Consider the following 20570-nt stretch of genomic DNA (forward strand, 5'->3'; position numbering starts at 1 on the left):
AGACTGAGGGAACACAGATGTTGAATTATAAAGAGACGGTACAGGCTTTTGATCTGCACAGTACAGCAACACAAATGCTGTCAGGTTCAGTCGATGCATTGAATGCCTGTTATGAATGTTGTGATCGCCATGCGCATGACGACAAGATCGCCTTGTATTGGCAAGGCAAAGATGGTCGAAAAGAACAGTATACCTTTCGCCAGTTACAGCAATGGTCGAGCCAATTTGCCAACTTCTTAAAATCGCAGGGTGTAAAAGCAGGTGATCGTATTTCAGGATTACTGCCGAGAACACCCGAGCTGTTGGTGACGATTTTTGCGGCATGGCGGATTGGTGCGGTATATCAACCTTTGTTTACTGCTTTTGGCCCCAAGGCGATCGAGCATCGTCTGCAACTGGCCCAAAGTAAGCTGGTGGTGACGGATACAGGTAACCGCAGCAAACTCGATGAAGTTGAGCATTGTCCAGCGATTGTCACGGTTGCAGATCAGCAAGCCACACCGTTAAATCCAGAAGACTTTAATTTTTGGGATGAAGTACAGCAGCAACCTGAGCACTGTGACTTGGTCATGCGAACCCTGCAAGATCCATTTTTATTGATGTTTACGTCAGGGACCACAGGCCCCGCCAAACCATTAGAAGTGCCGTTAAAAGCCTTACTGGCCTTTGCTCGCTATATGCAAGATGCGGTTGGTTTAAGGGAGGAGGATTCATTCTGGAATATTGCCGATCCAGGATGGGCATATGGCCTATACTTCGGTATTACTGGCCCCTTATTTTTGGGGCATGCCATCTTGTTCTATGACGGTGGTTTTAGTACCGACAGCCTGTGTCAGATTGTCAGGGATTATCAGATTACCAATCTGGCGGGAGCACCTACAGCGTACCGCATGATGATGGCAGCAGACCCTGCCCAGATGGCCGCGTTAAAAGGTCAGTTCCGCGTGGTCAGCAGTGCAGGAGAGCCACTGAATCCAGAAGTAATTCGCTGGTTTAAACAGGTGTTGGATGCACCGATTTATGATCATTATGGGCAAACTGAAGTCGGCATGGTGGTGTGCAATCATCATGGTTTAAGCCATGAGGTTCGTGTTGGTTCTGCAGGTTTTGCCAGTGCAGGTTATCGTGTTGCTGTGGTCAATGAACAGGGTGAAGAATTACCCGCAGATACGCCAGGAATTTTAGCCGTGGATATCAGCCAGTCACCGATGATGTGGTTTGGTGGCTACCATGAAACCCGTAAATCGCCTTTTATTGGTCAGTACTATTTGACGGGTGATACTGCCGAGTTGCATGCCGACGGCAGCATGAGTTTTGTTGGACGCAGTGATGATGTGATCACCACGTCGGGTTATCGGATTGGCCCCTTTGATGTGGAAAGTGCCTTGCTGGAACATGATGCCGTGGTTGAAGCGGCAGTGATCGGGGTGCCTGATCCAGAGCGGACCGAGGTGGTAAAAGCCTTTGTGATTTTATCAGCAGGGATTCAGCCCTTGGAACAACTGGCGGAAGAACTGAGCCAGTTTGTGAAAAAACGTCTGTCTGCGCATGCTTACCCACGCTTGGTCGAGTTCGTTACCGAACTACCAAAAACCCCAAGCGGTAAAATTCAGCGCTTTTTATTGCGCAATCAGGAAATTGCCAAACAGCAAGCGAAAGCAGTTTAAGGATGTCATGATGCAATTGACTGAAGAACAAGGTCTCATTCGAGATATGGCGAAAAGCTTCGCCCAAGAACAGATTAAACCGAATGCCAGTGACTGGGATCGACAGGGCACTTTCCCAAAAGCAGCACTGGCACAGATGGGACAGCTTGGCTTTATGGGCATGCTGATTCCTGAACAATGGGGTGGTTCAGATACGGGCAATCTTGCTTATGTACTGGCGCTTGAGGAAGTGGCCGCAGCCGATGGTGCCACTTCAACCATCATGAGCGTGCATAACTCGGTGGGCTGTGTGCCGATTTTAAAATTTGGTACCGATGAACAGAAAGAACGCTTTTTAAAACCCTTGGCACAAGGTGAAATGATCGGTGCTTTTGCCCTGACTGAACCGCATACGGGTTCAGATGCGGCAGCGATTAAAACCCGTGCCGTCAAAGATGGCGATGACTATATTCTCAATGGTGCCAAGCAGTTTATTACCTCGGGTGATAATGCAGGCGTGATTATCGTATTTGCCGTGACTGATCCCAGTGCGGGCAAGAAGGGTATCAGTGCCTTCCTCGTGCCACGCGAGACACCGGGTTATGAGGTGATTCGAGTCGAAGAAAAACTGGGTTTACATGCCTCGGATACCTGTCAGATTGCCCTCACCGATGTGCGTATTCATAAAAGTCTGATGTTGGGTGCGGAAGGTGAGGGGCTGAAAATCGCCCTTGCCAATCTGGAAGGGGGACGTATCGGCATTGCGGCACAGGCGGTGGGTTTGGCACGTGCAGCATTGGAAGAAGCCACACATTATGCCAAAGAGCGTCTGACCTTTGGCAAACCAATTTTTGAGCATCAAGCACTGGCTTTCCGCCTTGCCAGTATGGCGACCGAGATCGAAGCGGCTCGACAACTGGTGCACTACGCTGCACGTCTTAAAGAAGCAGGGCAACCCTGTCTCAATGAAGCTTCCATGGCCAAGCTATTTGCTTCAGAAATGACCGAGCGCGTCTGCTCGGCTGCGTTACAGGTGTTTGGTGGCTATGGTTATCTGAAAGATTTTCCGATTGAACGCATCTATCGTGATGCGCGGATTTGTCAGATTTATGAAGGCACCAGTGATATTCAACGTTTAGTGATCGCACGTAGCTTATAACCACATAACAAGGAATTTATGATGCAGTGGCAAACCATTTTATTAAAAAAACACAATGGCGTAGGACTGATTACCCTGAATCGTCCACAAGCCCTCAATGCCTTAAATACTGAGTTGATTAGTGAAATCAATCAGGCGCTAGATGAGTTAGAGAAAGATCGCGAGATTGGCTGTATGGTGTTGGCAGGCTCAGAAAAGGCCTTTGCCGCAGGTGCTGATATTAAGGAAATGGCGGATCTGAACTTTCCTGACATTTATTTTGATGACTTTTTCCATCTGGCCGATCGTATTGCGCAACGCCGTAAACCGTTGATTGCTGCGGTCAGTGGTTATGCGCTTGGCGGTGGTTGTGAGTTGGCATTGATGTGTGACTTTATCAATTGTGCGGACAATGCCAAGTTCGGTTTGCCCGAAATTACCTTGGGTGTGATTCCTGGGATTGGCGGCACACAACGTTTAACCCATGCAATTGGCAAAGCCAAAGCTATGGAAATGTGCTTTACCGCACGGCAAATGGGTGCAGTTGAAGCTGAACAAAGTGGGTTGGTGGCACGGGTATTTAGTAAAGAACAATTACTTGAACAAACTCTGCAAGCCGCAGAAAGCATTGCTGCACGCTCTTTAACGGCCAATATGATGCTGAAAGAAAGTATTAATCGTGCCTTTGAAGTCAATCTGACCGAAGGCTTGCGTTTTGAAAGACGGATGTTCCATTCGATTTTTGCCACATCGGATCAGAAAGAAGGCATGCAGGCCTTTGTGGAAAAACGACAAGCCAAATTTAATCATCGATAAGAGACCAATAAAATGAATATCGAAAATCAGTTAATGATTGAGCAGAAAGGTGTATTGGGTCTGATCAGCTTGGATCGAGTGAAGCATTTAAATGCACTGTCTCTCGATATGATTGAGGGCATTTGTAGTCAATTGGAACTGTGGCGTTATGATGCAGCGATTCAAGCAGTCTTGATGAAATCGAATAGCCCGAAAGCCTTCTGTGCAGGTGGTGATATTCGCTATCTGTATGACAGTTATAAGAATGATACAGCGGATTATAAGGGCTATTTTAGCGCCGAATATAAAATGCTGAACCTGCTGCGTGAATATGAAAAACCTATCGTTGTGGTGCTGGATGGTTATGTGCTCGGTGGCGGTTTTGGGCTAGCACAAGCGTGTCATATTGTGGTGAGTAGTGAAAAATCTCGATTTGCCATGCCTGAAACGGCGATTGGCTTTTTTCCAGATGTTGGTGCGACCCATTTTCTGTCGCGACTGGATGACATCGGCGTCTATTTGGCGATTACAGGCGAGCAGATCAGCAGCAGTGATGCGCTTTATTTGGACTTGATTGACTACCATGTGCCGAGTGACAAATTAGATGCTTTGCAAGAGGCACTGATCAATGAACCGAATTTAAGCAAACAGAATATTGAGCATATTGTCGCTTGTTTTATTACCCGACCTGCTGAAAGTGAACTGAAACAATTGGCAGATGGCATTCGCAAACATTTTGGATTTCAGCATTTGGACGAAATTGAGCACAGCCTTGCGAATGAGCAGGATGAGCAATTGCAGCCTTGGGCAGAAAAAATGCTCAGCATCTTGCAGCAACGCTCATTCATTGCCAAACAAACCAGTTTGAAGCTGCAACATTTAGGCCGTGGTCTATCTTTAGCACAATGTATGCAACTGGAACGGGATCTACAAGATATTTGGTTTGAACATGGTGATTTTATTGAAGGCGTGCGTGCCCTGATTGTGGACAAAGACAAACAGCCGCAATGGCAACAACGTAATTCAGAGCTGGAACAGATTCTGGAAAAACTCAGCTAAATCCAATCATGCATATTGACTCATCTAAGGAGAATTAAGCAGTCTGACATGCTGGTGGTCAGGATTGACGATCAGCAAAAAACCTAAAACAAGAAGATCCAAGAAAGGAACATGATGATGCAAACAATACATGGAAACGGTTCATCTGCAAAAAAGTCCTCTCATCGCTTGGCGGGTATCTCAAGTATGGTAGGCACCACCATTGAGTGGTATGACTTTTTTATCTACGGTGCTGCAGCAGCTTTAATCTTTAATAAATTGTTTTTCCCCAACCTTGATCCGCTAACAGGTGTGCTTGCTGCGTTCGCTACTTATGCGGTGGGTTTCATTGGGCGACCCTTGGGTGGCTTGGTGTTTGGGCATTTTGGTGACAAGATCGGGCGTAAATCGATGTTATTGTTGACCTTGATGTTGATGGGGATTCCAACCGTCCTGATTGGTCTGCTACCGACCTATGAATCAATTGGCTATTGGGCCGCCATCTGCTTGGTGATCTTGCGCTTTGTGCAAGGTATGGCGATGGGGGGCGAGTGGGGCGGTGCCGTGCTGATGGCGGTGGAACATGCGCCAGATGGCAAAAAAGGTTTTTGGGGCAGTCTGCCTCAAGCCAGTACTGGCGGTGGCTTAATGCTGGCCTCGATTGCATTGGGATTAGTCTCTTTATTGCCTGAGCAGGCTTTGTTTAGTTGGGGCTGGCGGATTCCGTTTCTTGCCAGCATCGTGTTACTGGCAGTCGGTTGGTACATTCGCGTGAAAGTGCCCGAGTCTCCAGACTTTGAAAAAGTGAAGCAACAAGCGGAAGAAGTCAAAGTCCCTGCTTTGCAAGTCTTTAAAAAACATCCGAAGCAACTGATCACCATTATTGTGGCACGTGCGGCGGAGAATGCATGGTTTTATATTGCCTCGACCTTTACTTTGGCCTACACCACCACACAACTCGGAATTGCCAGACAAGAGATTTTATTTGCAACCATTTGTGGCGCAGCCGTGATTTTAGTGATGACGCCATTATGTGGACATCTGTCTGATAAAGTGGGTCAGCGCAATATGTTTATGTTCGGTTTGTGTGTACTGGCATTATATAGCTATCCATTCTTTAGCATGCTCAATACCAAAGACCCTGTGTTGGTTTGGACCGCAATTGTGTTGGCGATTGGCGTGGTTTTCCCGATTATGTATGCGCCACAGGCTCAATTGTTTGCTCGCCAGTTTCCCGCAGAAATTCGCTATAGCGGGATTTCGATTTCGGTACAGTTGGCTGGGGTATTGGGGGGTGGTATCGCGCCGTTGATCGCGACAAAATTACTCAGTGTTGGTGGAGGCAATCCGTATTTGATCATGCTGTACATTGGTTCAATGGCTATAGTTGCAATTATTGCAACCACATTTATGCCACGGGATGGACTGCTGGCTGGGATGCAAACTGAGCGCAAAAAAGCAGTCAATGTACAAGCCAAAGTCACAGAACCGTCTTAAGGATAAGAAATGAATCTGAAAAGGTGATTCCAAGTAATTGGAAGCACCTTTTTCTTTGAGGAATTTAAAAGGTTCCACGTGGAGCATCAAATATTTAGATATGAGGGGCTGGTTGATTCTTAAGCTTTGTTGCAAAGTGTATTTATTTAGGCTTATTTAAATTGAAATGCGCTAGTATTCTGAGTGAGTCCATAATCAAGGAAGGATGATTAGAATGAATACCGTTGCTGAATGGGTTAAACAGGCAAAAGCCGAGATTGAAAATTTGACCCCAGATCAAGTTGAACAAGAATTAGCTTCAGGACAGGCCATACTGATTGATGTGCGAGATGCAGAAGAGCGGGTTGCTGGAACAATTGCAGGCGCATTGCATATCTCCCGCGGCACTTTAGAGTTTGCTGCTGATCCGAGTAGTCCGATGTATAAGTCTGAATTGCAACCGAATAGCAGAACCATTCTACATTGTGCAGGTGGTGGGCGTTCGGCACTGGCAGTAAAGACCTTGCAGGCATTGGGCTATCGTAATGTGGCACACCTTGATGGCGGCTTTAAAGCGTGGGTAGAGGCAAATAAACCCGTGCTTTAAAATTACATATGAAACTAAAATACAAGAAAAAAGCCCTAATCTTTCGACTAGGGCTTTTTTGAATCTGGAGCGGGAAAGGAGACTCGAACTCCCGACCCCAACCTTGGCAAGGTTATGCTCTACCAACTGAGGCTATTCCCGCTGAGCTATTCCCGCTAATTGAGCAGTTTTTACGAAAACTTACACTAAAAAATTTGAGCGGGAAAGGAGACTCGAACTCCCGACCCCAACCTTGGCAAGGTTATGCTCTACCAACTGAGCTATTCCCGCATGCCGTGTATAATACATTATGCAAAAATAGGGTCAATAATTTTATGCAAAGAAATTGATTATTTGCATAAAATTAAAGCACTTTCATGCAAAAAAGGTAGGGTAAAGCAAATTTTTGTACAAAAGTTTCCCTCAGATTGCGCTCATGTATACTAATACGCTATCTCAATCTGACCTTACAGAGTGACTGATGAACTTAGAACAACAGTTGATTGAACGTTTAAACACGCTCGCACCGATCCATCTTGACGTCATTAATGAGTCGGCTGGACATGGCGGTTATTTTCCAGGCAAAGAATCGCATTTTAAAGTGATTGTGGTGAGTGATGAATTCCAAGGTCTGCGTCTGGTACAACGTCATCAAAAAATTTATGCGGTGGCTGCCGAGTTAATGAGCCCAGGCCGCATCCACGCGTTAGCGATTCATGCCTATGTGCCGAGTGAGTGGCAAGGTGAGGCGCCTGCAAGTCCTGAATGTGCACATGCACCAAAAAGCTAAGGATTAATCATGGAGCTCTTCCTCACTAAAATTGTGCACATGTCTGCAGTGAGTCTATTGATCATTGCGTTTGTATTACGTGGTTCAACACTCTTTGTTGGTGTCCAAGATCAGCAACCCAATCCCAAAGCCCGTAAAAGCTTGGTGGGTTTGCAACATCTGTCTTTAAGCTTGATTATCGTGACAGGTGCAGTTTTACTGTTCATGAATAACTTTGAGGTACAGCCTTGGTTCTATGCCAAAGTGATTTTGTTTTTTGTGTTGTGGTCGTCTTTGATCAAAACCTATAAAAAGGACCGTGATATTTTGCTGCAACAACGTCGTGCAGGGTTATTGATCGGAACGGTTGCAATGGTGGGAATTTTAGGTCTCGTTATGATTAAGCCAGTTTTTGCCTGATTGTTCGACACATTGTTTGAGTAATTGTTTTTGCACTAGGTTAAACTGCGTGCAGTTTACAAAAAATATGCTAGAGGGAAATCAATGTTAACGCGTGTTGTGTTTAACCAGAAAGGTGGCGTGGGGAAATCAAGTATTACGGTGAATTTAGCAGCGATTAGCGCTAAACAAGGTCTCAGAACCTTGGTGATTGACCTTGATCCACAAGCAAACTCAAGCCAATACCTGTTGGGTGAAGATGCAACCTATTCTGCGGATAAAGCCGCATTAGAGCCAAACATTGAAAATTTCTTCGACGATATTTTAGGTAGTACGCAGCAAAAGGGCTTAATTGGTAATGCCATTGGCTCAATCCTAAAAGCCCCGCGTGGCAAAGGACTGGACAGTTATGTACATCGGACTACTTTTGAAAATTTAGATGTGATTCCTGCTAGCCCAAGTCTGGGTGCCTTAGAGCATGCACTGGAAAGTAAACATAAAATCTATAAGTTACGCGATTCGATTCAATCCCTCAGTGCACGTTATGACCGGATTTTTATTGATACCCCGCCTGCATTTAACTTCTTTACGTTATCGGCGTTGATTTCTGCAGATCGTGTGTTGATTCCATTCGATTGCGATGTGTTTTCGAAACGTGCGTTACAAACTTTGATTGAAAATGTGCTCGAAACCCAAGATGATCATAATGATCGCTTGGAGATTGAGGGAATTGTGGTCAATCAGTTCCAATCTCAGGCAAAATTACCCCGAGAAGTGGTTCAACAACTCAAAGATGAAGGTTTGCCTGTGCTAGAGAGCATGTTGCCGCCGTCGATCTTGATGAAAGAATCACATCAAAAGAATTTACCCTTGATTCATTTGGCATCTGACCATAAATTGACCGTCGCCTATGTGACCCTGTTCAATGAGATTGAATCAAAGAAATAAGAGAATCTTATGAAACGCTTATATTGGATGCCTGTTTTGGCAGCGAGTCTGTTATTGGGTGCATGTGCATCAACGGTTAAGCCCGCTTATGTGTCACCGACACAATATCAAGCATTGAATTGTCAACAGTTACAAGCAGAATACAACCGTATTCAGCTCTATATCGAAAATGGTGTACAAACACCAAAACGTACAGGTGTGGGCGTTGGTGTTGGACTTGGTGGTGGCTGGGGACGAGGTGGTTGGGGCTTTGGCCCATCGATCTCGCTCAATATGGGTCAGTCAATGAATACCAAAAATACTGAACTTGCCAATGTCATGGGGCAGCAAGACGCAATCGTACAGGCAGCAAAATTTAAAGGCTGCCCAATCATTGTCAAACAACGTCCGAAATCATAAATTTTGAGAACTGATCGTCATCGCTTAAGATGGCGATCAGTAACTAAATTATAGCAAAATGTTTCAAGATATAATGATAAAAAACAAATAATTAAAATTTATAACTCAGCTAATTCATTGATTTTTTTTATTCGAGGATGCCCTGAAAATTTGTATTTTTGCCCTAAATTCGTTTAAGGTGGCGCCCATGTCTAGCCGTTCGGTATGTGTATGATTGAGAGTTGGTTTTTTGTTTTGGCGATGTTGGCGGTATTACTGATACCAGGTCCGACCAATGCTTTGCTTGCCAGTGCAACACACCAACACGGTGTTCCTAAAACCATCACGTTTATTCCAATTGAGTGGTTGGGCTATCTCTATGGGATTAGTTTATGGGCGCTCTTCATTCATTTATTTGATCCGATTTGGCCTGCAATTGGTGCGATTCTACATACGCTCAGTTTGCTCTATGTTCTTTGGATGGCATTCCATTTGTGGAAAGGCTCACATCTACAAAAACTAGATCAACATCACCAACATATTCGTAAAAGACAGCTGTTTTTCTCAACGCTTAAAAATCCGAAAACGGTGTTATTGGCTTCTGGGATTTTTCCAGCTGAAACATGGAATTCGATTGAACAAGCCGCGCTGGTATTTGCAATTTTTAGTCTTATTCTGATTCCCGTCAGTATTTTCTGGATGCTGTTTGGACGGGCATTGTTGGCAGGAAGCCTGATTGGAATTAAAGCCGACCATTTATACAAAGGATCGGCCATGCTATTGCTTATTTGTATGTTACCGATGCTATTACGTTTCTTTTAACAGCACCTTCGGTTTACTGGGCTTTAGCAGCTTTCATTTTCTGACGAATAAAGCCAATGATGCCCGGTAACACACTGATAATAATGATACCGAAAATGAGATGGGTAAAATTATCTTTCACGATTGGCATATTACCGAATAAGTAGCCAAGCGTAATGAACGATGCGATCCAGCAAAATGCACCCACAACATTATAGGTCAAGAAATACTTATAGTTCATACTGCCAGCACCCGCCACAAAAGGAGCGAAGGTCCGCGCAAAAGGTACAAAGCGGGCAAAAATAATGGTTTTACCGCCGTGACGTTGAAAGAACGCTTGGGTTTTAAGCAAATGTTGTTTATTGATGAAGCGTGAATTGGTTTCAAATACGCGTGGACCCACGTAACGGCCAATATGATAGTTCAAAGTATCACCGAGTACGGCTGCGATAAACAATAAAACACCGAGTACCCATGGATCCATTGCACCTGTAGATGCAGCTAAAGCACCTGCGGCAAATAATAAGCTGTCACCAGGTAAAAATGGCATCACCACTAAACCAGTTTCAACAAAAATAATCAGGAATAAAATGGCATAAATCCACACGCCATAATTGGTAATAAATTCTAAAAGATGTTCGTCAACGTGCAGAATAAAATCAATGAGTTCCATGGAGGGGTTAACACTATGAATGTGGACTAAATCCTAGCAGTGCCTCTGTAGAATGTCAGTATAAAAAGCAAATTAATTGGTAACTTTTTAGAACAGATTAAGCGGGTCTTAAAGCGAGAAAAGGTATTTTATTGTTGCAAATAAGGAACGATATGTTAACTAAATTGGTGTTTATTGCAAAATTAAAGCTACATAAACTGCTAGCATGTTAAAAAACAAACAGTGTGGAAATTGATTATGTTTAATCCGAATGTTGTTGTAAAAAATATCGTAACACAGTCTGGCGTGGCCAATGTTGTCACTTTGATTGCGCGTTTGTTATTGGCTTATATTTTTCTTGTTGCAGGTTGGGGCAAGATCGTAGGTTATGCGGGTACAGCGGGTTATATGGAATCGATGGGGGTTCCGGGTGCCTTATTACCTTTGGTGATCTTGGTTGAGTTTGGTGGTGGCTTGGCTCTACTATTTGGTTTCCAAACACGTTTTGCATCTTTGGGTTTAGGTCTTTTTAGTATTATTACAGCCTTTATCTTCCATGCTGGTGCAGAAGATGCGATTAATTTTATGAAGAACTTCGCGATGGCGGGTGGTTTCTTTATGTTGATGCTCTATGGCGCAGGTCGTATTAGCCTTGACCATTTAATTGAAAAATAATAGCTCGGGATCAATCCCCGTTGTTCACAACGGGGTTAAATTTTGCCTAAAGCATCTTGCTTACAAACGAAAGCCGACATTGCGGCTTATTTCTGTTTAGATCATAAATGGTTAAAACAAATAGGACATGACAATGAAAAAAATGCTTTTGGGTTGCGGGATTGTAGTTTTCACTAGTTTATCGACACTGACATGGGCAGGTAAAGATGATCATGTATTACTACAGGAAGCGGCAAAGAATGTAGTGTCGGTAAGTCAAGTCGCGAAATTGGCCGATGAAACGGGTATTACCCTGACTGGCCAAATTAGCAAGCACCTGCAAAGTGATCATTATGAGTTTAAAGATTCGAGCGGCAGCATCGGCGTCGAAATTGATGATGATCTTTGGCGTCAAGCAGGGTTGAAAGTCGGTGATCATGTTCGTTTAGTCGGTGAGGTGGATACCCATCGCTATAAGCCAACTGATATTGAAGTCATTAAAATTGAAAAATATGCGCATCGATAAAGACATAAAAAAGGAAGCTCAGGCTTCCTTTTTTATGTCTGATGTTTTAGAGCATGAAATGGATTTGCATTTCCCCGACGAGGAAACCTAGTACCGCACCGACAATGATCAATGACCATTCATCTTCTTTAAATGCAGGACGTAGCATGCCTTCAAACTCTTCTGGACTCAGTTTCTGCATACGTTCAACCAAGGTATTGCGAACATTCATGGCATCTTCAGCATAGGATTCGACATAACGCATGGTGTCTGGCAGTTGCTTGAGAATACGTTCTGCCACTTCGGCTTTCAGATTTTGGTATTTTTCACCGCCAATTGCATAGACCACCAATGGACGCACAATACCAGCCTGCAAATCAATTTCTTGTTTGACTTGGCGGCTGACCAACTCAATCACTTTGTCTGAATGCGTGCCTGAGAACAACTCTTCCATCATGTTGCGTGAGGTGAGTAATTGTTTGGAAATCAATGCGGCATAGTCGGCAGCCACTTCATTTTGACGTTTAATGAATAGACCTTGCCAGGTATAGCCCATGATCTTTTTTGGGTATAACGGACGGAACATCATTTGCAAGGCCATCCAGTCGCTAAAGAAGCCGACAAAGCCACCAAACATCGGCAGCATCCATGGATATTTACCTTGAGTCACGATCCAGCACAGCATTTGTACCACACCAATCGCAAAACCAAACACGAAACCGACATTACTAAAGAATTTAAATTCCTGTTTGCCCACTTTCTTAAAGATTTCATTGAGCAAACGTTTGTCTTTGAGCAGGTTATTGACCACCATATGTTTGATATCGAAGTACTTGGCAACATCTTTTTGCACTTCACTCATAATATGTTCAACAATTTCTGGCGCTTTGGCTTGGACACGCTTAATCAGTTTTTGTCGTGCAAACTCAGGCATGCCTTCCCATAGGCCAGGTTGGTATTGTTGTGCCACTTCTCGGGTAATGTCCTCAGCTGCTGCCATCAATGGTTTTTCAATTTCTTGGGCAATACGTTTGGGGTCGAGTCGGGCAAAAATTTCTTCGGGTTTAATCAGCTTGGAGGTCATTAACTCCACTGCTGTGGTGGCCATCTTCTCTGCTTTACGGGGAACAATCCCTTGCCATCCGAGTGGAAGCCCAAATAATCGCAATCCTTTAAATTCAAGTGGTGAAAACATCATTTGAATGGCAATGACCTTGGTCACATAGCCAATAAAGCCACTGATAAAGGGGATTGAAATATATAACCAGAAATTCTGTTGAAAATCCGCAATCATTTCTTGAAACATTATTTTATTGGTCCTTCAAGTCCTAATTGTTGCTCGTGGTCGGGCAAGCGCTAGATGATAGTGAAATATTTTCGGCCATTGATGAAACATCAGGACCCTTAATTTTTTGAGTTACCCTTTTATTTTTCCTTTGAATCAGGACATCACAATCGTATAAAAAGGCAACGATGCTGTCGATTGAATACCTTTCCATGGTAATGCATATCTTGACTCGTCATCTTAGCACCAATTTTTGCTTTGTGTTGAGCAGAATGGGCAAGAATTGTTGATTTAATACTCCTTATTTTGTGCTTTGCTGTGAAATTTTAGTTTAAATATCAGTGTCGATTGCTCAATCCAATGAAAAAATAAGATAGATGATGAATTGCGATGCGCCAAAGCGTGAAAAATGTTAGAATATGGCGCTTAATTCATTTGCCTTTAAGATGAACCATGACGACCAATACTCAAATTACTGAAGATCGTATCCTTATTTTGGATTTCGGCTCTCAATATAGCCAGCTCATTGCACGTCGTGTACGTGAAGCGGGTGTCTATTCTGAAATGTATGCATTCGATATGTCTGAAGCAGACATTCGTGCGTTTAATCCGAAGGGGATTATTTTATCAGGTGGCCCTGAAAGCGTACATGAAGAAGGAAGCCCACGCGCACCACAAGTTGTATTTGAATTAGGCGTACCAGTGTTGGGTATCTGTTATGGTTTGCAAACCATGTCTGAACAACTTGGCGGTAAAGTAGAGCCAGGTACAGTACATGAGTTTGGTTATGCAGAAGTAGATATTCTAGTACGTGATCAATTGATTGGTAACTTGCAAGATCGTGAAAACCAACTTCATGTTTGGATGAGCCATGGCGATAAAGTCAGTGCCATTCCAGAAGGCTTCCAAGTGACTGCGAGTACACCAAGCTGCCCGTTCGCTGCGGTGAGTGATGAAGCACGTCGTTTCTATGGTGTTCAGTTCCATCCAGAAGTGACTCACACTGCAAAAGGTGCTGAATTACTGTCTAACTTTGTACATCAGATTTGTGGTTGCCGTGGTCTGTGGACGCCTGAACACATTATCGATTTACGTGTAGAACAGTTACGCGCACAAATTGGTGATGAAAAAGTTCTGTTAGGTTTGTCTGGTGGTGTGGACTCATCTGTGGTTGCAGCGTTATTGCACAAGGCCATTGGCGACCAGTTAACTTGCGTATTTGTAGACAATGGTTTACTTCGTTTAAACGAAGGTGATCAAGTGATGCAAATGTTTGCAGAAAACATGGGCATTCGCGTCATCCGTGCCGATGCTGAACAGCGTTTCTTGTCTGCTTTGGCAGGTGAAGTTGATCCTGAGAAAAAACGTAAAATCATTGGTCGTGAATTTATTGAAGTATTTGCAGAAGAAGCACGTAAACTTGATGGCGTGAAATTCTTGGCACAAGGGACGATTTATCCAGACGTAATCGAATCTGCTGCAAGCAAACAAGGTAAAGCACACGTAATTAAATCACACCACAACGTGGGTGGTTTACCTGATGACCTAGAATTTGAATTGGTTGAACCATTACGTGACTTGTTCAAAGATGAAGTACGTAAATTGGGTACAACCATTGGTTTACCGCATAGCATGATTTACCGTCATCCGTTCCCAGGTCCAGGTTTGGGCGTGCGTATTTTGGGTGAAGTGAAAAAAGAATATGCTGATATTCTTCGTCTTGCTGACGACATCTTTATGCAAGAACTGCGTGACAGTGGTTGGTACGACAAAACTGCACAAGCATTTGCGGTATTCCAACCTGTAAAATCAGTGGGTGTTGTTGGTGATGGTCGCCGTTATGCATGGGTGATTGCACTTCGTGCGGTAGAAACGGTTGACTTTATGACAGCACGCTTTGCACATCTTCCATATGAATTGGTTGATAAAATCTCAACTCGTATCATGAATGAGATTAAAGATGTTTCACGCGTCGTCTACGACGTGTCATCTAAGCCACCAGCAACGATTGAGTGGGAATAATTAAATGAAACAGTTGCAACTTTTAGAACAGCTGCAACAAATTCGTTTCATCGACTTGTTTGCAGGGATAGGTGGTTTTCATCTAGCCCTTGCAAATCAAGGTGCGAAATGTGTTTTTGCATCTGAAATTAATGAAAATGCTGTTAAAACATATTTAGCAAATCATCATATAAAACCAGAAGAAATGTATGGGGATATTACTTTGGTTGATCCAGAGGATATTCCTGATCATGAAATTCTTTGTGCGGGTTTTCCTTGCCAACCTTTTAGTCAGGCAGGTCAAAAAAAAGGATTTGATGATGTTCGGGGAACACTTTTTTTTAATATTCTAAAAATTTTAGAAGTTAAACAGCCGAAAGCGTATTTTCTTGAGAATGTTCGTGGATTATTAAAGCATGACAATGGACGTACTTTTAGTATTATTAAGGAAAAATTAGAAAGTCTGGGCTATACATTTCAGAGTTTTATTGTTAAATCAAGCGATTATGGTTTACCTCAGCATCGACCACGTTTATTTATGATTGGTTTTAAAGATGGGGTAACTCAAATTGAAGAACCAGAGAAAAAAGCTTTAAAATTCACGATGAGTGATGTGCTTGGTGGTAATTGTGAAAAGGATATTGGTTTTACCTTGCGTGTTGGGGGGCGAGGATCTATTTATGGTGATAGGCGAAATTGGGAATTTTACAAGGTAGATGGTGAGATTAAGCGTATAACCTCACAAGAAGGTAAGCTAATGCAAGGATTTCCTCAAGACTTTAAATTTCCTGTATCTGAAGTTGAAGCGATGAAGCAATTAGGAAACTCCGTTTCAGTGGATGCTATAGAGGCGTTTTATAAAAAAATTAAGGAAAAAATTAGTGCAGAACATTATACATTTGATTGAGCAATATAAAGTTGTTGCTAGTGGAAAAGTTTTAGAAGCATATAAATTTGTTCTGGAAAGAACAGAAAGTCTTGAAGGGCTTTTACCTAGTCAACAAGTATCTAAGCTCTGGAATGTTTATTGTCAACAATATTCACAACGTGAAAATAATTTAAATGGAAAGTTATTTGAAGCAATTTTAGCTACAATAATGTTGAAAAATGGGGTATCTCCTATTTTTGTTCAAGCCAAAGTCGTCTTTGTTCCAAATGTAAACTTTGATTTTATTGTATATAGTAAAGAGTTCGGCCCGATTTCCATATCTGCAAAAACCTCTTTAAGGGAGCGATATAAGCAGGCTGATTTGGAATCAGTTTCTCTAAAATATGTACATCGTAAGGCTAGGTGCTTTTTAGTAACGATGGATAAAGAAGAGGCCACACGCTTAGAAAGAAAACGTATTAATGGTGATTTATTAGGTATCGACGAAATTGTTTTGGGTAATGAAAGTAGTTTTGATGCGATGGTTGAGTTTTTATCACAACTAAATTTAGAAGAACCTGCCCCAGTACAAATCATATCAGCGCTAAAAATCTTGAGATAATTATAGGATTAAAAGAAGTGTAAGAGCGTTCAAACGCTCTTTTTTATTACTTAACTTTTTCTAAAAATCGATCTGTAAAATAAATAACTCATTCAATATCAAAAAATTAAAATTTAAAGATATATCTTAACTTGCTATAAGATTAATTACGATATATCTTAACATACATAAATTGAGCAACATGAGAAAAATAAAGATGAAACACGCATCAGATCATCACGAAAACGAGCGTGATATCGAGCATCGAGAGCACCACCGAGCAGGTCGCCGTGGTCGCTTATTTGAATCAGGTCGCATGAAATTATTGGTGCTGCATTTAATTCAGCAAAGTCCCAAGCATGGCTATGAAATCATTAAAGAAATTAGTGATCTGGTCGGGGATGGCTATACCCCAAGTGCAGGAACGATTTATCCAACGTTAACTGCATTGGAAGAAATGAATTTGATTCGCGTGCTGGATACCGAACGTAAGCAATATCAGATTACCGACTATGGCGACAGCTATTTAAAAGAGCAGCAAGACATGTTGGCCGCTTTATTGCAAAAACTGCGACTAAGACGTGAAATTCACAATAATGATCAGTTGATTGATATCCATCGCGCGATGGAAAACTTAAAAACGGCATTGCGTTTAAAACTGAACATCACAGATTTGCAGCAAGAACAGATCCATCAAATTGCGGAAAAAATTGATCAGGCTGCCATCGCCATTGGACGCTTATAAGTTGGGAGCGAAACATGTTAGAGCTACAACAGAAAATCAAGCAGGCGGGTCTAAGGGTGACACATCCTCGGATGTCGGTGCTGTCTGTCTTGGCACAACAATCAGAAGAACTCACAGTGAAACAGATCTATCAACAGCTGAATCAACAGAAACAGCAGTTGAGTTTGGCTACGGTGTATCGGGTGGTCAGTGATCTGGTGCAGGCAGGCTTGATTGCCAGTTATCAGTTTCATCGGGCAGAGACCAAGTTTAATTTGCCTTCAATTCCTAACAGTCAAATGCTGCATATCCGTTGCGCCGATTTAACCACGGCCAAACAGACCGCATTTTTACAGTCTTTGGCTGCGGTATTTCATCAATTTCAAGTCGACCTGATGCAGGTTGAAATTAAAGAGAGTGCTTAAAAGCCTCTTGGAGCAGAAGTATGAAACAACATCAATATCATGTCACAGTACAGCATTTAAAAGATGCGAAAGGGCAGGTTTCAACCTATACCGAGCGTTTGGAGTTTTATACGGGCAATCATGATGATATTTTCGAGATTGTCGAACGGTTGAAAAAGGCTGATTTTTTTGATGATCAAACCACAAAATCCTTTGCAGTGGGTTTAAAGCTGTTTAGTGAAGTGATGTTGGAAAATAAAGATCATCCTTTATTTGAGGCATTTCTTCCGCAATTTGGTCAATTCATGAAAAATTTAAAGCAACAGGTAAAGAAATAGTGAAAAATTTCAATAATATCGAATTGGTTGCTAAAAAGTGGTCGATGAAAAAACTACCAGCAAAATATGCAGCGTGGATATTGCCTTTAATTTTATCATTTTTTATGAGTGGAACTTTATCATTGGCCAATATGTGGATGAGTATTGGCTTCATTCCTGGGTTTTTAAGTAAATGGTCAGCAACATGGATGTTTTCTTGGCTGATTGCTTATCCATTGGTCATGTTTTTATTACCTATTGTACGTCGCATAACAGGCTTGATCGTCGAGATGCAAACCCATTAATGCAATTCGAGCATTTTCTATTTCGGGGTATCAAAAAAAGGGGGGGTAGAGATTGTCCCATGAATAACACTCTGTGTATTACTAAAAGACTATATTGCTGAATGATTGTATTGATAAGATCAAGCTATCAACTCATTGCAATAGCATAGGTAAAAGAGAGCAATATCATGAGCAATAATAACGACTACGATATTTCTGATTCAAAAGACTGCGAAACGTATATCAATCAATTTATTCAAGAATTTACCATTCGTTCTGCTGAAATTGGCAAGGGAACCGTGATTAAACGTGCTTTGCCGAGCCGACAAAAACGTTTGGTCGGGGCATGGTGTTTTCTAGATCATGCTGGGCCAGTGAGTTTTCCAGCCGGCGATGGTTTAGATGTGGGGCCGCATCCGCATATTGGTTTGCAGACGTTTACATGGATGATTGAAGGCACCATGATGCATACCGATAGTCTGGGTTCAAAACAGTTAATTCGTCCCAAGCAGGTTAATTTGATGACGGCAGGTCGTGGGATTTCACACACGGAAGTTGCACCAGATACTGAAACTAAAATGCACGCTGCCCAGCTCTGGATTGCCCTACCAGATGACAAACTGAATATAGAGCCTAAGTTTGAGCACTATCCAGAATTGCCAATCGTGAATAAAGATCAGGTTGAGTTTACGGTACTGGTTGGGGATTTCCTTGACACAACTTCACCTGTACACGTGCATACCCCTTTGGTGGGTGTGGATCTGACTGCACAAGCCGATACCAAAACCCGTATTCCACTGAATCCAAAGTTTGAATACGCCTTTATGGCCTTGGAAGGCACAGCCCGCGTTAATGGGCATGAACTGACTGCCGATAATATGGTGGTTTTAGAAACGGGTTTAACTGAAATTGAAGTGGAACTCACCCAAGGTCATCGTTTACTGCTGATAGGCGGTGAACCGTTTGAATCACCGATTTTACTGTGGTGGAATTTCGTGGGACGGACGATGGATGGTTTAAAGCAAGCCCGTGAGGATTGGATTAATCATGATGCTCGTTTTGGAGAAATTCCTGATTACCAAGGTAAGCGTCTAGAAGCACCTGTATTACCTGATCAAATGAGGGCATCAAAATGAGTATTATTGCCAGTGCAACCGTCCAGACTTTGCCAGAACCTTGGAAGGGGGAGGTGAAGAGTGGTACACATCAATTTCTTACCGATAAGCCAGAACAGTTCGGTGGACATGATACAGGTCCAGCACCTTATGATTTTCTTACTGCAAGCTTGGCCTCCTGCACAATGATTACCTTGCGGATGTACGCGCAACATAAGGAAATGGATTTGGGTGCGTTTTCAGTTGAAGTGGACTTCCATACCAATCGCGAACAACAGGAACGAATCGAACGCCGTGTAATATTTGAACAGCCTGTTTCACAAGATTTAAAAGAAAAGCTTCTCAATGTCTGTAGCAAAACCCCTGTTACTAAAACTTTGTTACGTAGTTTAGACATTCAGACCACGATTCTTTAAGACTAAAGTGCTATTGTGCTTGGGCAAAACATAATTCTAAGCGTAACTATGCGAGGGACTAAAACCATAGTTACGCAGCTAAAAAGCAGGCACAAAAATGATTACCTTACATTACCTACAATGTTCACGTTCGTTCCGTATCTTGTGGGCATTAGAAGAACTTGGTGTGGATTGCCAAGTTGAGTATTATCAAAGGTTAGCCAATTTCTCAGCACCAGACAGCCTCAAACAGATCCACCCACTCGGTAAAGCACCGATTTTAGTGGATGGTGAAGATGTGATTGTTGAATCTGCTGTGATTCTCGATTACTTGCAACAACAGTATGATCTTCAACATCAATTTAAACCGCAACAACCGGCTGAGCAGCGTCAATATTCATATTGGATGCACTATGCAGAAGGCTCATTGATGCCTTTATTGGTCATGACCTTGGTGATGAACAATGTCAGCAAACATGTTCCATGGGTCATTCGCCCGATTGCTGAAAAAATTAGTGATGGCGTCAAAGCTGGCTTCGTACGTCCACGAGTGAAAGAACATATTTTGTATCTTGAAGATTATCTGGCAAAACATGATTATTTTGCAGGTGATTTTTCTTTTGCCGATATTCAAATGGCCTTTCCACTGATTGCCATCCAAAACCGTTTACACGGTAAATATCCAAACATTCAAGCCTTTGTGCAACGGGTTCAGCAACGCCCAGCCTTTCAACGTGCTGAGCAAAGAAGCCTGCATTCGCAATGCGCATAAATTTTTTGAGTATAAAAAA

The 20570-nt window shown here is 42.7% G+C and carries 25 protein-coding genes and 2 tRNA genes; 23 read left to right on the forward strand and 4 right to left on the reverse strand.

The features are described from left to right. The first annotated feature begins 17 nt into the window (after nt 1-17). From NG55_RS19145 to NG55_RS19170, 6 genes are all read left to right on the forward strand, one after another. Nucleotides 18-1667 (forward strand): AMP-binding protein, encoded by a 1650-nt coding sequence (locus tag NG55_RS19145; protein WP_016542543.1) that lies wholly within the window; start codon nt 18-20, stop codon nt 1665-1667. Between the two features lie 10 nt (nt 1668-1677). Further along, entirely contained in the window at nt 1678-2805 is a 1128-nt protein-coding gene (locus tag NG55_RS19150) for an acyl-CoA dehydrogenase family protein (protein ID WP_065344138.1), read from the forward strand. Nucleotides 2806-2826: 21 nt separating this feature from the next. Beyond that, the gene (locus NG55_RS19155; RefSeq protein WP_065344139.1) at nt 2827-3600 is read left to right on the forward strand and encodes an enoyl-CoA hydratase; all 774 of its coding nucleotides are present in this window, start codon (nt 2827-2829) and stop codon (nt 3598-3600) included. Nucleotides 3601-3612: 12 nt separating this feature from the next. Then, the gene (locus tag NG55_RS19160; protein ID WP_065344140.1) at nt 3613-4638 is read left to right on the forward strand and encodes an enoyl-CoA hydratase/isomerase family protein; all 1026 of its coding nucleotides are present in this window, start codon (nt 3613-3615) and stop codon (nt 4636-4638) included. A gap of 117 nt (nt 4639-4755) precedes the next feature. Continuing rightward, the gene (locus NG55_RS19165) at nt 4756-6114 is read left to right on the forward strand and encodes an MFS transporter (RefSeq protein WP_065344141.1); all 1359 of its coding nucleotides are present in this window, start codon (nt 4756-4758) and stop codon (nt 6112-6114) included. 214 nt (nt 6115-6328) lie between these two features. Continuing rightward, the gene (locus NG55_RS19170) at nt 6329-6700 is read left to right on the forward strand and encodes a rhodanese-like domain-containing protein (protein ID WP_065344142.1); all 372 of its coding nucleotides are present in this window, start codon (nt 6329-6331) and stop codon (nt 6698-6700) included. A gap of 65 nt (nt 6701-6765) precedes the next feature. Here NG55_RS19170 and NG55_RS19175 read toward each other — a convergent pair. Next, a tRNA-Gly gene (locus NG55_RS19175) sits at nt 6766-6842 on the reverse strand. 55 nt (nt 6843-6897) lie between these two features. Next, nucleotides 6898-6970, reverse strand: a tRNA-Gly gene (locus NG55_RS19180). A 190-nt stretch (nt 6971-7160) separates the two neighbouring features. Here NG55_RS19180 and NG55_RS19185 point away from each other — a divergent pair. The 5 genes from NG55_RS19185 (at nt 7161) to NG55_RS19205 (ending at nt 9995) form a co-directional block, all read left to right on the forward strand. Further along, on the forward strand, nt 7161-7469 hold the full coding sequence (locus NG55_RS19185; RefSeq protein ID WP_016542554.1) for a BolA family protein: 309 nt from the start codon (nt 7161-7163) through the stop codon (nt 7467-7469). 9 nt (nt 7470-7478) lie between these two features. Continuing rightward, on the forward strand, nt 7479-7868 hold the full coding sequence (locus tag NG55_RS19190) for a SirB2 family protein (protein ID WP_016542555.1): 390 nt from the start codon (nt 7479-7481) through the stop codon (nt 7866-7868). An 84-nt stretch (nt 7869-7952) separates the two neighbouring features. After that, nucleotides 7953-8795, forward strand: coding sequence for a ParA family protein (locus tag NG55_RS19195; RefSeq protein ID WP_016542556.1), 843 nt, complete (start codon nt 7953-7955; stop codon nt 8793-8795). A gap of 9 nt (nt 8796-8804) precedes the next feature. Then, nucleotides 8805-9194, forward strand: a complete 390-nt coding sequence (locus NG55_RS19200) for a hypothetical protein (protein ID WP_016542557.1) — start codon at nt 8805-8807, stop codon at nt 9192-9194. 210 nt (nt 9195-9404) lie between these two features. After that, a complete protein-coding gene (locus NG55_RS19205) occupies nt 9405-9995 on the forward strand; it encodes a LysE family translocator (RefSeq protein WP_016542558.1) in 591 nt (196 codons plus the stop codon). A 13-nt stretch (nt 9996-10008) separates the two neighbouring features. Here the strand turns inward: NG55_RS19205 and NG55_RS19210 are convergent, their stop codons facing one another. After that, nucleotides 10009-10647: a DedA family protein gene (locus NG55_RS19210; RefSeq protein WP_016542559.1), complete on the reverse strand. Its 639-nt coding sequence runs from the start codon at nt 10645-10647 to the stop codon at nt 10009-10011. Between the two features lie 237 nt (nt 10648-10884). Between NG55_RS19210 and NG55_RS19215 the strand changes: the two genes are divergently transcribed. Beyond that, complete coding sequence (locus NG55_RS19215; protein ID WP_016542560.1) at nt 10885-11301, forward strand: DoxX family protein; 417 nt, start codon at nt 10885-10887, stop codon at nt 11299-11301. Between the two features lie 133 nt (nt 11302-11434). Continuing rightward, on the forward strand, nt 11435-11806 hold the full coding sequence (locus NG55_RS19220) for a NirD/YgiW/YdeI family stress tolerance protein (protein ID WP_065344143.1): 372 nt from the start codon (nt 11435-11437) through the stop codon (nt 11804-11806). A 46-nt stretch (nt 11807-11852) separates the two neighbouring features. Here NG55_RS19220 and NG55_RS19225 read toward each other — a convergent pair whose 3' ends face one another. Further along, entirely contained in the window at nt 11853-13079 is a 1227-nt protein-coding gene (locus NG55_RS19225; protein ID WP_171061146.1) for a DUF445 family protein, read from the reverse strand. Between the two features lie 444 nt (nt 13080-13523). Between NG55_RS19225 and guaA the strand changes: the two genes are divergently transcribed. From guaA to NG55_RS19275, 10 genes are all read left to right on the forward strand, one after another. After that, on the forward strand, nt 13524-15092 hold the full coding sequence (gene guaA, locus NG55_RS19230; RefSeq protein ID WP_016542562.1) for a glutamine-hydrolyzing GMP synthase: 1569 nt from the start codon (nt 13524-13526) through the stop codon (nt 15090-15092). A 4-nt stretch (nt 15093-15096) separates the two neighbouring features. Further along, the gene (locus NG55_RS19235) at nt 15097-15978 is read left to right on the forward strand and encodes a DNA cytosine methyltransferase (protein WP_065344144.1); all 882 of its coding nucleotides are present in this window, start codon (nt 15097-15099) and stop codon (nt 15976-15978) included. Further along, nucleotides 15953-16561: a hypothetical protein gene (locus NG55_RS19240; RefSeq protein WP_081409019.1), complete on the forward strand. Its 609-nt coding sequence runs from the start codon at nt 15953-15955 to the stop codon at nt 16559-16561. Before NG55_RS19235 ends, NG55_RS19240 begins: the two co-directional genes overlap by 26 nt. Nucleotides 16562-16757: 196 nt before the next feature. Beyond that, on the forward strand, nt 16758-17285 hold the full coding sequence (locus NG55_RS19245; RefSeq protein WP_065344145.1) for a PadR family transcriptional regulator: 528 nt from the start codon (nt 16758-16760) through the stop codon (nt 17283-17285). A gap of 14 nt (nt 17286-17299) precedes the next feature. Further along, complete coding sequence (locus NG55_RS19250; RefSeq protein ID WP_023271010.1) at nt 17300-17689, forward strand: transcriptional repressor; 390 nt, start codon at nt 17300-17302, stop codon at nt 17687-17689. Between the two features lie 20 nt (nt 17690-17709). Next, nucleotides 17710-18006 (forward strand): DUF3861 domain-containing protein, encoded by a 297-nt coding sequence (locus NG55_RS19255; RefSeq protein ID WP_023271009.1) that lies wholly within the window; start codon nt 17710-17712, stop codon nt 18004-18006. 44 nt (nt 18007-18050) lie between these two features. Further along, nucleotides 18051-18290 carry a DUF2798 domain-containing protein gene (locus NG55_RS19260; protein ID WP_065344171.1) on the forward strand — a complete coding sequence of 80 codons (240 nt, stop codon included), beginning with the start codon at nt 18051-18053 and terminating at the stop codon, nt 18288-18290. 167 nt (nt 18291-18457) lie between these two features. Beyond that, nucleotides 18458-19405, forward strand: coding sequence for a pirin family protein (locus tag NG55_RS19265; protein ID WP_065344146.1), 948 nt, complete (start codon nt 18458-18460; stop codon nt 19403-19405). Then, a complete protein-coding gene (locus NG55_RS19270; RefSeq protein WP_065344147.1) occupies nt 19402-19800 on the forward strand; it encodes an OsmC family protein in 399 nt (132 codons plus the stop codon). Before NG55_RS19265 ends, NG55_RS19270 begins: the two co-directional genes overlap by 4 nt. Nucleotides 19801-19897: 97 nt before the next feature. Then, entirely contained in the window at nt 19898-20551 is a 654-nt protein-coding gene (locus NG55_RS19275; RefSeq protein WP_065344148.1) for a glutathione S-transferase family protein, read from the forward strand. Nucleotides 20552-20570: the final 19 nt, after the last annotated feature.

It is taken from the genome of Acinetobacter gyllenbergii (assembly GCF_001682515.1).
Taxonomy (GTDB): Bacteria; Pseudomonadota; Gammaproteobacteria; order Pseudomonadales; family Moraxellaceae; genus Acinetobacter; species Acinetobacter gyllenbergii.